Origin of the sequence: Lysinibacillus sp. FSL K6-0057 (assembly GCF_038630885.1) — a bacterium.
Taxonomy (GTDB): Bacteria; Bacillota; Bacilli; order Bacillales_A; family Planococcaceae; genus Lysinibacillus; species Lysinibacillus fusiformis_F.
In genome coordinates this window covers 2,962,193-2,971,666 of sequence record NZ_CP152047.1, presented here as the reverse complement: position 1 = coordinate 2,971,666, position 9,474 = coordinate 2,962,193, and the positions used below count along the sequence as shown (strand labels likewise).

General features: G+C 27.1%; 20 protein-coding genes. 12 read left to right on the top strand and 8 right to left on the bottom strand.

The features are described 5' to 3' along the window. Positions 1–68: 68 nt before the first annotated feature. The 8 genes from MHB40_RS14875 to MHB40_RS14840 all read right to left on the bottom strand — a co-directional run bounded on the left by MHB40_RS14875 (position 69) and on the right by MHB40_RS14840 (position 3,267). Positions 69–560: a hypothetical protein gene (locus tag MHB40_RS14875; protein ID WP_342532747.1), complete on the bottom strand. Its 492-nt coding sequence runs from the start codon at positions 558–560 to the stop codon at positions 69–71. 90 nt (positions 561–650) lie between these two features. Further along, a complete protein-coding gene (locus tag MHB40_RS14870) occupies positions 651–776 on the bottom strand; it encodes a hypothetical protein (protein ID WP_342532746.1) in 126 nt (41 codons plus the stop codon). Positions 777–986: 210 nt separating this feature from the next. After that, complete coding sequence (locus MHB40_RS14865; protein ID WP_342532745.1) at positions 987–1,133, bottom strand: hypothetical protein; 147 nt, start codon at positions 1,131–1,133, stop codon at positions 987–989. 43 nt (positions 1,134–1,176) lie between these two features. After that, the gene (locus tag MHB40_RS14860) at positions 1,177–1,380 is read right to left on the bottom strand and encodes a hypothetical protein (protein WP_342532743.1); all 204 of its coding nucleotides are present in this window, start codon (positions 1,378–1,380) and stop codon (positions 1,177–1,179) included. A gap of 23 nt (positions 1,381–1,403) precedes the next feature. After that, positions 1,404–1,583, bottom strand: coding sequence for a hypothetical protein (locus tag MHB40_RS14855; RefSeq protein WP_342532742.1), 180 nt, complete (start codon positions 1,581–1,583; stop codon positions 1,404–1,406). Then, positions 1,580–1,948: a hypothetical protein gene (locus MHB40_RS14850; RefSeq protein ID WP_342532741.1), complete on the bottom strand. Its 369-nt coding sequence runs from the start codon at positions 1,946–1,948 to the stop codon at positions 1,580–1,582. Before MHB40_RS14850 ends, MHB40_RS14855 begins: the two co-directional genes overlap by 4 nt. A gap of 86 nt (positions 1,949–2,034) precedes the next feature. After that, positions 2,035–2,769 carry a hypothetical protein gene (locus MHB40_RS14845; protein WP_342532740.1) on the bottom strand — a complete coding sequence of 245 codons (735 nt, stop codon included), beginning with the start codon at positions 2,767–2,769 and terminating at the stop codon, positions 2,035–2,037. Between the two features lie 42 nt (positions 2,770–2,811). After that, positions 2,812–3,267, bottom strand: a complete 456-nt coding sequence (locus tag MHB40_RS14840; protein WP_342532738.1) for a hypothetical protein — start codon at positions 3,265–3,267, stop codon at positions 2,812–2,814. Between the two features lie 652 nt (positions 3,268–3,919). Here MHB40_RS14840 and MHB40_RS14835 point away from each other — a divergent pair. The 12 genes from MHB40_RS14835 (at position 3,920) to MHB40_RS14780 (ending at position 9,451) form a co-directional block, all read left to right on the top strand. Next, entirely contained in the window at positions 3,920–4,249 is a 330-nt protein-coding gene (locus tag MHB40_RS14835) for a hypothetical protein (protein ID WP_342532737.1), read from the top strand. Between the two features lie 548 nt (positions 4,250–4,797). Beyond that, complete coding sequence (locus MHB40_RS14830; protein WP_342532735.1) at positions 4,798–5,115, top strand: hypothetical protein; 318 nt, start codon at positions 4,798–4,800, stop codon at positions 5,113–5,115. A gap of 37 nt (positions 5,116–5,152) precedes the next feature. Continuing rightward, positions 5,153–5,308 carry a hypothetical protein gene (locus MHB40_RS14825; RefSeq protein ID WP_342532734.1) on the top strand — a complete coding sequence of 52 codons (156 nt, stop codon included), beginning with the start codon at positions 5,153–5,155 and terminating at the stop codon, positions 5,306–5,308. 135 nt (positions 5,309–5,443) lie between these two features. Then, on the top strand, positions 5,444–5,713 hold the full coding sequence (locus MHB40_RS14820; protein WP_281115021.1) for a stage V sporulation protein S: 270 nt from the start codon (positions 5,444–5,446) through the stop codon (positions 5,711–5,713). A gap of 107 nt (positions 5,714–5,820) precedes the next feature. Next, positions 5,821–6,441, top strand: a complete 621-nt coding sequence (locus MHB40_RS14815; protein ID WP_342532732.1) for a hypothetical protein — start codon at positions 5,821–5,823, stop codon at positions 6,439–6,441. A gap of 349 nt (positions 6,442–6,790) precedes the next feature. Next, positions 6,791–7,159 (top strand): hypothetical protein, encoded by a 369-nt coding sequence (locus tag MHB40_RS14810; RefSeq protein ID WP_342532731.1) that lies wholly within the window; start codon positions 6,791–6,793, stop codon positions 7,157–7,159. A 30-nt stretch (positions 7,160–7,189) separates the two neighbouring features. After that, positions 7,190–7,570, top strand: coding sequence for a zinc-finger-containing protein (locus MHB40_RS14805; RefSeq protein WP_342532730.1), 381 nt, complete (start codon positions 7,190–7,192; stop codon positions 7,568–7,570). 58 nt (positions 7,571–7,628) lie between these two features. Then, the gene (locus MHB40_RS14800; RefSeq protein WP_342532729.1) at positions 7,629–7,883 is read left to right on the top strand and encodes a hypothetical protein; all 255 of its coding nucleotides are present in this window, start codon (positions 7,629–7,631) and stop codon (positions 7,881–7,883) included. Positions 7,884–7,920: 37 nt separating this feature from the next. Then, on the top strand, positions 7,921–8,232 hold the full coding sequence (locus MHB40_RS14795) for a hypothetical protein (RefSeq protein ID WP_342532728.1): 312 nt from the start codon (positions 7,921–7,923) through the stop codon (positions 8,230–8,232). 62 nt (positions 8,233–8,294) lie between these two features. Next, the gene (locus MHB40_RS14790) at positions 8,295–8,516 is read left to right on the top strand and encodes a hypothetical protein (protein ID WP_342532726.1); all 222 of its coding nucleotides are present in this window, start codon (positions 8,295–8,297) and stop codon (positions 8,514–8,516) included. A gap of 541 nt (positions 8,517–9,057) precedes the next feature. Beyond that, positions 9,058–9,264 carry a hypothetical protein gene (locus tag MHB40_RS14785; protein ID WP_342532725.1) on the top strand — a complete coding sequence of 69 codons (207 nt, stop codon included), beginning with the start codon at positions 9,058–9,060 and terminating at the stop codon, positions 9,262–9,264. 16 nt (positions 9,265–9,280) lie between these two features. Further along, positions 9,281–9,451 (top strand): hypothetical protein, encoded by a 171-nt coding sequence (locus MHB40_RS14780; protein WP_342532724.1) that lies wholly within the window; start codon positions 9,281–9,283, stop codon positions 9,449–9,451. Positions 9,452–9,474: the final 23 nt, after the last annotated feature.

Sequence of the window (9,474 nt, the reverse complement as noted above, 5' to 3'; positions counted from 1 at the left end):
ACAAAATAAAAGTATTATAGTCAATTATATTTATGTATTTATTACAATAAAACCACCTTTTAAGGTGGTTAAATAGTAACGCTTATATAATCATCTGGACATAATTCTAAATTATTTTTTAACTCGTTCAGATTATATGCTATAGTATTGACTTTATCTAATACTGTACCTCCATAAAACATTTTATCTATAGCAAATTTTTTACTTTGAAGATGCTCTTTGTAAAAGTCATCTTCTATACATCCATCATAATTTTCACTGTATAATTTTTCTTTCCATCCTTCAAGTAATTGATTAAATGTAGTATTATAATGCTCGTATGACTGATCGAATTCACCACTTTTTAACACTTCTAATAAATATGCTTTTGATTTACCTTTGTAAGATACTTTAATTTTATTCTCTTTACACAGTTTAACAATTTCAGCATGTAGCTTTATTAATTTCTTTAAGTCGTGTTTAATGTTTTTCTTGTGCTTAATGTAAATCATGTCATAAGAAGAATGTACTGTTAACTGCTCATTCGATAAAACTAATTCTTTGATATTTGTTAAATTCATTTGTTTGACCACCTTAGTATGTATTTTTTATTTTAATGTTCAAAAGGAAATTGACTGTAAAGCCACTTAGTTTTTTATAAAAAGCATATTTTATTTGATGTCTGAAATATAATTTTCTGCCTGTTGCTCACTTGAGAAAGTAGCGTAGCACTTATCATATTCAGTATGAAATACTCCATAGCACTCTAACTCTTCGATGTAGTCTGAATAAAACATATGCGCATCCTCCTAAAATTCAGTATTGTGAATACCTCGACTTAAAATCTAATCTAAATAAATAAGTATGTAATATTAAACGTTGCTGTTTATTTACTTAGATTAAATTTTAAGCAGTCAATTTAATGACTCGTTCGTTTTGATTAACCTTATATTAACATGGGTTATTTATATAAGTCAACTGTGATTATGTAATTATTTAAATAAAATTTAAACTGATAACTTAACCATTACAAACAGTGCTACAGCAACCACATTCATAGTTACACCGAATTTATAATATGAAGCCTTTTCTTCTGGTGTATCATCTTCTAACCATAAGAAATCATCAATTACAGCAGTCAACTTTTTAATCATATTGTATTCACCTCACTTTCATTTTTAAGTATGGTAGGGGATATTATTGTAATTCTTCGATAGCATTATTTGTCCAGTCAATTACTTTAGATGTTAATTCATTTAAATCGGTATCAAAAGGGTATTCTTGATTTAATACACTGCTAACATAACTCCCTTGCTGATCATGAAGTTTCTGTAAATCATTTATAGCCTTGAAACTGTGTTGTAATTGTTTTAAATGCTCAATTAATAATTCAGTTTTCATTGTGAACACTCCTTATTATTTTATTAATAACCGTCAATCATAGCATGAGTTACATAATTATCTAACCAAGTATCAAAATTAAAATCAGTTTCACCACTATTACATTCATCGTTGTAAATTTGAATTGCTGATTGATAATCTTTAAATGTTGGCTCAATCATATTAGATGTCATTACATTTACAAACTGATCATACATGCTCATTTAGATACCGCCTCCAATCCTGTTAGTTCCCATAAAGTATTATCTGTAAATGTACCAATAAACTTTTTACCATGATGTAGGGTAGTAGTATCAATTTTAAAAGCCTCATCAACTAAGTAATCATTCAGACCAACATAAATAACATTTTCAGTTTCAGCTTTTGAATCAAGGAAATAATGTCCTGTTTCATTGCTGTACATGTAATATAACTCAGTTTGATTAGATTCTAAGTCATTCGAAACCACTTGAGAGCATTTACTGATTGTTGTATTAGCTTCCTTTGAAACTGTATTAGCATTAGTTGTAACTAGTGTAAAGATTGATAACGCTGTAATAACTGATAATAAGATATTTTTAATTTTCATTTGAATAACCATCCTTTTATAATTTTATATTTGTTTAAAGAGGGGAGGTGATGCCTCCCAGATACTTTATAATATTTACTTTTTATCTAAGAACTTAGTTCAACTAGCATTATTTTTTGTGCATCTGGTGTACATTTTAAGATCTTTTCTCTGTTTATTTCTTTACGATCATAAGTATCATTTTTAGTTTCAGCGAAATCTAACAACCATAAGAAAGGAGATGAATTCCACTCTTTATAGAATGTGAATTGCTTTTTAATCTTATCTAATCTGTAAAACATTCCTTCACGACAATCCAAGCTAATGTGAATACCTTTTCCAATATTCATAAATGCATCATGTGAAAACCCATTAAGACTCTCTTTTGCTTTTAATAACTCAGGCGTCATTACTAATTCTTGATAAGTCTTTTTCCAGAACTTATTAGTTTTTGTTACATAATTAATTTCACCTTCAAATTTAATTTGAGCATAAAGCTTTGCTTCGTTCAGACTTTCAAAGTAACTTGTTGACCAAATGACAATGCCATCGTTGTTATAAAATAAAATTGCTTCATTTTCATTTCCTTCATTGCCAAATTTATAAGACAAACCTACATTAAAACCATTCCATTTCATTAAACTTTTGAATTCATTCCACTCCATGGAGAAGTAAGTATCATTATTATCTTTCAGTATCTCACGTTTTGTTTCGTTATGTTTGGCATGAAAAGCTAATGAAAGTAACTGTTCATCTGCATCAAATTCATTGTATGATTTCCCAATAATTCTTTCAGATTCTAGAAAAGTATCAAAAGTTAAGATGTTATTTATTTTATTCATTTACTATTCCTTCTCTCTTTAATTTTTAAAGTCTGATTTTATTTAAGCTGCAGCGTTTATTTTACGTTCTGCTGTAGTCACAATACATTTAAGGTTATTGATCGTTAAAGCCCAATTTCGAGCCAGTAATTTGTTTTTCTTGTCCGTAAGCTTATCATGTAATTTTATTAATGCATTTGATAGTAGTTCTTTAATATTATTTAATTGATGTGCAGCTTGACTATAGTCTTCCTTGGCTACATTTATTGCATTAGAAGCTAGTTCTTTAAAGTGTGTAACTAATTGTACAGTTGTTGAATTTTCTATTTCTAAATCTTTACTTTGATCCAGTTCAATTAAGTTTGAGTAGTGTTCAGTTAACAAAGTAATAATTTCATCTTTACGCATTTTTCGCTTTTCCTCACGGTTATACCACGCTAAACCTTCTTTGTTTGCCTCTGCTTGTAACTCCTTAGCCGTCATATTAGATAATGCGCTGATTTTGTTTTGTAATTTCATTTTTTATTCCTCCTAAATTTATATTATGTATTTATTTGTTTAACTTGAATTTATCTTATCATTCAAAAATGAAAACGTCAACAAAAATATGTATTTATTTAAATAAAATGTTAGTTTATCTAGTTCTATAAGGATCATTTTCATAAGACATTTAGTTTCTTCCTATTATAAGCGATTTTTTTATTATATTTGCAATGATAATTGTTCTTCTTATGTATCACCAGATCAATTTACAAGAAATAAATCTATTCAGAGGAGAATGGAATTAAAACTGGATCAACAAACAACTAATTCAAATACATGTGAATAATTAAGAAGGGATTAGACGAGAATAATTAATCTTCCAAAATATACAAAAATAAGTATAAAAAACACTTGTATCTTACTTATATCTTATGTATAATTTACTTATAGCTTACAAGTAAGATAAATTTTAAGAAAAGTGTATTTATCTTACTTAGAGTAAGGGTTCAGCTATCTCTAGAGCAGATATTCTTGCAATCAACAATAAAATAAATACAAAATTATGTAATTTTCTATTGATAATTGGAATAATGTTATAAAAATAAGCTGATATTACAATTAAACGAGATAAGTTGTTGTGATATAATTAAATTAATAAATACTTAAAACGAAAAAGGGGATTTGGACAATGATGAATCAATTAAAATTAGTCGTAAACAATGCTGCGGATTACAATGCTGGAGTTAATTATAATAAATACGAAGTGTATAATTCGTTATTACATATGAGTGATGAAGTTAGAGAAGAATGTATTAATAACATAAATAAAGAATATGGATTTGAATTGGTAGATAAATATGACTTTGCTCGTTATGAAATTTCAGTTAATAACTCTGATGTAGAAATAGAAGCGCCTGAAATATTTACACCGAAATATACAAACGATGAAATGGATTATTATAAGGATCAAATGAAGGAGTTACAAAAAGGTTATATGAAGTTATTAGCAAGTTACTAATCCTATAGAATTGTTTGAAGTGTAAATGAGTATAAGCTCTAACGTGGTGATGAGAGAAGCGTTGGGATCATAAAATGATCTAATGTCAAAAATTTTAAATCAATAGAATTTTACATTAGAAAATTGAAATGACCAGAATTTTTAAAATTGAAAAATGAAATCTGTAGAATTTATTTATATTGAATAATCAAAACTGTAGAATTAAAAAATCAAAATCGTAGAATTTTACATTTAGAAAATTAGAATATGTAGAATTTTTTAATACGAAAATAGAGATAGACAGAATCTTGATTTATTAATTGTATGATTTTGAAATTTGAATCGTATAGAATTTTTTACTTTAAACACTTTAAAATTAAACAATTAAATACATAAAGTGTTTGACTTTAATTTTCGTTGTATGGTAATATCAGGTTAAGAATAAATGGAGGCAGTAACTGATTATAAAATCAAACGACATTTATAATTGGAAGTTGTATACCATTTAAGCATCAAGTAAAATTGATCTATAAAAGTATAATATTATCTAAAAATAGGAGGAATGAATATTGGAAACGAAAGAACATATCTTACATTTGTTACTGCAAAAAGGATTTAATTTTAGATACTATGAGGATCAAAAATTACATTTCTATACAAAAGAAATTACAGAGCCTTCAATAGTCAAATGGTTCGCAAAAGAGAACAGTGATCTAGAAGAAAGCTATGATTTTACTAATGTTTCAGTAACAATTGAGATAATGGATGATTTCAAATATGCTCAATATGTTTTTATTAATGGTGCAGAAAAGCATTATCAGTACGAAGACTTGGTGGAGTTTAAAGAAATGTTGGAAAAATTACCTAATCGAGTTGAGTTACGATAATGTCAGCATTTTATAAAAATTAATTAGGGGTGTTTGTATGGATAAAAAGATTAAAAATAACATCATCATTTTCATAATTTTACAAGAACTAAGATGGGCAAGTTTGCGACACACATCTTTAGAAGTCAGAATTTTCTCTAAAGATTTATTGGAGAAAGTTGAATATGAGTTGACTCATTGGAAAGATGGTTAAATAGGATAGCGATTTTAATTATTTCCATTAAGTATAAGCTCATTTTCTTTAAAAGATGATAAATATATCAAGCACACTATAAATGGCTTTAAAATCAACGTAAATAATTAATTAGCACATAGAGGAGAAATATAGATGACAACATTAAAAGTATCAAGTAAATCAAATCCAAATTCATTAGCAGGAGCAATTGTAGCAACTTTAAGAGAAAATCCTAGTGTAGAAATAGCTGGTGTTGGTGCTGGTGCAATTAATCAAGCAATAAAAGCTATCGCTGTCGGTGAAGGTTTTGTAAGACCTGAAGGTAATGAATTGGTCTGTATTCCATACTTCGAAAATATCACAATTGAAGGAGAAGGTAGGACTTCTATAAGATTGAGAATAGAAAAGAGAAAGATGTATTAAATTATTCAAAATTTAAATTGTGAAGGAGGTGAAGTATCATCTAGTCTATATAAAGGTGAAATAAAGGAAAATATAAATATGAAAATACATAAAAGGATTTAATTAATATGAGTAAGGAGAAAAGAATATGGTTACAGATACCAAATGAAATAATACGCAACACGGGATTTAATATTGATGAAAAGTCATTTGCTATTTATGCGTTTTTACTGTTTAAAAAATTTCAAGCTTTCAATAATGGCGAAATAGATGTTTTACTTAAAGATATAAAATTTGTGACAGGGATTACAGATAACAGAACCGTGAAGAAGTGCTTTTCAATTTTAAGTGATCAAGACTTAATTAGGGTTGATTTTGATAGTTTACCGATTAATAATCCAATACATTTTAAAATGTTAAAACCATATAAAGAAAACTACTTTACGCAAATACCTTTAAATTTACTAAAATCATTAGATACCATTGGTGTAATTGGATTTAGATTGATGTATTATTATGAGTCGTTTATTAACAGAGAGAATGTAACTAAACAATTTTGTTACCCTAGTTACGAGACTATTCAAGAGGATTTAGGTATAAGTAATTTTTCTGTAACGAAATATAATAAACTATTAGTAAAAGAAAAACTAATTACTATTACAAAACATAAAGTAGAGTATGATCCATTTGGAGATAGTGGATTAGAAAGATTCAATAATCATTACACTGTAAATTTACATATGATATAGATAGTAGTAGAATGAATAATTTTCACGATTGGAATTTTACCTGATAAGGTGAAATTTTAAATCGTATATACTGGTTATTAATGATTATTAAATATTCTTCTTTATACACAAAGAATTTTGCAACCTTTAATGGTAATTAACTTTGAGAGATGTTGCATTTCAATTAGCAATAGTGGTAATTGGCTTTATTAATGAATTTAGGTACTATCAAGTCTTTAGAGAGCTTTTGTCTGAATAGTATACAAAGTGTGCTTAAAAGTATTAAAACGTCTAAAATCAATTGGAATCAATATTAAAAGTTGCATAATAGATAGATATTATCAAATTAAATATAAAAGGAGATATTTTTATGAAAGTAAGAGAGTATTACGAAAACCTATATCGAGAATTAGATGAGTCAATTCCTTACCATATGTTCAATTCGACTACTTATGTAGAAGTACAAGATCCATATTATGCACTAATCAAATCAAAAGGCACGTCTGGATGGGTAGATAAGTATGAGGAAGAAGTATGTAAAATTGAATCAAAGACACTTAATATTTCAGATAAAAGATTAGCAAGTAAAGCTAAAACAGTATATGAAGATTATGCTTTTATTAAATATGTAATTGCCAGATATCCAAATCTGAAACATGAAGAGTTTATTGAAGCTAAAAAAGAATTTAAAGAAATTAAGAGCGATACAATTTTAGTATTAGATAACTCATTGATGTAATATTAAATAAATGGATAAGGAGAAATAAATATGAAAGTACCAAAACAATGTCCATACTGTAATCATGAAATTGTCTTTACATCAAATAAAGAACTATATGGGAAAGAATATGGGAATGGTAAATGTTACTTATGTAGGAACTGCAAAGCGAGTGTAGGCTGTCATGACAATGGTAAGCCACTAGGAGTATTAGCGACTAAAGAAATGAAAGTACTAAAAACTGCTTGTCACGATCTATTTGATATTGTCTGGAAGAAGAAATTATTAGGACGTAGTGAGGCTTATCGAAGAATGTCAGTCTTATTAGAAATCGAACAGAATCAATGTCATTTTGGTTATTTTGATATTCCAATGTTAATGAAAGCTATACATATTATGTTGAACCCACAATGGTTTAGAGATCTAAAGTAAATTTATATAAAAACTGAATATTAATTAAATGTAAAAAAAGAAATGAGGAGTTTCACCAATGACAAATATCTATATAGTTTTAAGAAATGGAGAATTATATCACGGAATTAAAAAGAAACCTAAGTCAGTAAAGGCTTTTACAAGTAAAGGAATTGCAGATGGTGTAGTAAAGAGAGATGTGAGTAAAATAGCTAGTGAGATGTATTATAGCATGGATATTAGACCACAAATAGATAGTTATGAAACAGAAGTATATAAGCAATTTTTAGACATTGTAGAAAAAGAATTTGAAATTAGAGAGATTAATCTATGATGTTGTATAAAACTTATATTATTAAAGGAGAGGTTAAATGATTATCAACATAACTACGGATAATGTAAAAGAATTTAATGATTTGATTAAATATTATAGTGGTGAAAATAATGATGCTACTCATACAGGTATTTACGTAGGAGTTAAACATGCATTAGAGTCACTAGGTATTTATCAAGATGTAATTCATAATAAGAAAGAAACTTCATTTGAACTAGATGAAGATAAACTTGAATATTTGATTTTATTAATCAAAAAGAATTCAATTAACGCATTATGGAATATCGGGTTAGCTTCAGGTATTTGTTGGGTATTAGAAGATTTAGGGTTATATAAAAATATTAAATAAAAGTGATTTATTATAAAATATACATATATAATAATTGAATACTTAAAGGAGCAGCTATACATATGATGAAGAAGATCACATTTACAATGTCAGTAATTTATGACGAAGAAAATACCCATGCGAATAACCCGTTAGAATCTATAGAGCTAGACTTAATCAATTCAGAAGAAGTTAAGTCATGGGATGTTGACAATGTTGAAATTGATTATTTAGAAGTGGAATATGATGATGAAAAAGAATACGACTATCACAAGGAGGAAGATTACATAAATGATGAAAAATAAAATTGTTATCTATAAAGCTAACTCAATTCGTAAAAAGAATCCTGAAATGACGTTCAAAGAAGCCTACAGAATAGCAAGTATTGGACACAATTATAAAATAAAAAGATTGAATTAATATGTTGTATGGAAGACATAAACATTAATATTTAAACAATATGTTCATATTATTAAATGAATAGTGCCTAAATACGATTCATAATAAAGTGAGGTGAGATAAGATGCATCATTTACTTAACAATTTGAAAAGAGGGCATACAGTAACATTTGTGAAAAGATTCATGAGAGATTTACGAGACTTGGAAGTATTGATTGTAAATGCTTCAGAGAAAGCATTTATATCGGAAGTCTATGATAGTGGAGTTGTAATTACACTCAAAGGTAATAAGTCAATCAAAATGAATAATTCTGAAATAGTGAAATACTTAAACGTTAAATAGTAAAATGATAGATTAACAAATATACAGTTTTAACATTTAAATGAAATTCTGGTTTCGTGCAACAATTAATTATGAAAAATATAAAAATTTAGGAGGTAATAGTTATGACAGATTTGAAAATTAAATTAGAAGAATTGAAAGTTAATCTAGAAAATAAATTGACTACGTTTCAAGAAAATAATACGGAAGATGTTATTCATGAAATAGGAATGGATGATCCTCATGATGCTTTTCAATTAGGTTTGGATGAAGGACATATTCAAGGTCAATTAGATCTTATTGAAGAATTGAAGAAATCAAAAATTAAATAAACGGGAGGTGAATTTTGTGAAGCTACTTATTGAAGGTAAATTATTTGATTCAACTGAGATACCAGTTTTAATTGTATTTGACGAAAATGAAAAAGAAATATTTAATGGAATGAATAAATTTGTTTCAGCACCAAACAATACATCAGTAGAAGAAAGAGAAAATCTAATAAATACAGAAATATTATAAAATAAAAAAAGAAAGGATTGGAT

Bases quoted from the DNA above. Each gene is read 5' to 3' on its own strand.
- MHB40_RS14800 (WP_342532729.1), top strand. From the start codon at position 7,629: ATGACAAATATCTATATAGTTTTAAGAAATGGAGAATTATATCACGGA.
- MHB40_RS14840 (WP_342532738.1), bottom strand. From the start codon at position 3,267: ATGAAATTACAAAACAAAATCAGCGCATTATCTAATATGACGGCTAAG.
- MHB40_RS14790 (WP_342532726.1), top strand. From the start codon at position 8,295: ATGATGAAGAAGATCACATTTACAATGTCAGTAATTTATGACGAAGAA.
- MHB40_RS14810 (WP_342532731.1), top strand. From the start codon at position 6,791: ATGAAAGTAAGAGAGTATTACGAAAACCTATATCGAGAATTAGATGAG.
- MHB40_RS14855 (WP_342532742.1), bottom strand. From the start codon at position 1,583: ATGAGCATGTATGATCAGTTTGTAAATGTAATGACATCTAATATGATT.
- MHB40_RS14805 (WP_342532730.1), top strand. From the start codon at position 7,190: ATGAAAGTACCAAAACAATGTCCATACTGTAATCATGAAATTGTCTTT.
- MHB40_RS14815 (WP_342532732.1), top strand. From the start codon at position 5,821: ATGAGTAAGGAGAAAAGAATATGGTTACAGATACCAAATGAAATAATA.
- MHB40_RS14865 (WP_342532745.1), bottom strand. From the start codon at position 1,133: ATGATTAAAAAGTTGACTGCTGTAATTGATGATTTCTTATGGTTAGAA.
- MHB40_RS14785 (WP_342532725.1), top strand. From the start codon at position 9,058: ATGACAGATTTGAAAATTAAATTAGAAGAATTGAAAGTTAATCTAGAA.
- MHB40_RS14825 (WP_342532734.1), top strand. From the start codon at position 5,153: ATGGATAAAAAGATTAAAAATAACATCATCATTTTCATAATTTTACAA.
- MHB40_RS14875 (WP_342532747.1), bottom strand. From the start codon at position 560: ATGAATTTAACAAATATCAAAGAATTAGTTTTATCGAATGAGCAGTTA.
- MHB40_RS14835 (WP_342532737.1), top strand. From the start codon at position 3,920: ATGATGAATCAATTAAAATTAGTCGTAAACAATGCTGCGGATTACAAT.
- MHB40_RS14860 (WP_342532743.1), bottom strand. From the start codon at position 1,380: ATGAAAACTGAATTATTAATTGAGCATTTAAAACAATTACAACACAGT.
- MHB40_RS14870 (WP_342532746.1), bottom strand. From the start codon at position 776: ATGTTTTATTCAGACTACATCGAAGAGTTAGAGTGCTATGGAGTATTT.
- MHB40_RS14845 (WP_342532740.1), bottom strand. From the start codon at position 2,769: ATGAATAAAATAAATAACATCTTAACTTTTGATACTTTTCTAGAATCT.
- MHB40_RS14820 (WP_281115021.1), top strand. From the start codon at position 5,444: ATGACAACATTAAAAGTATCAAGTAAATCAAATCCAAATTCATTAGCA.
- MHB40_RS14795 (WP_342532728.1), top strand. From the start codon at position 7,921: ATGATTATCAACATAACTACGGATAATGTAAAAGAATTTAATGATTTG.
- MHB40_RS14850 (WP_342532741.1), bottom strand. From the start codon at position 1,948: ATGAAAATTAAAAATATCTTATTATCAGTTATTACAGCGTTATCAATC.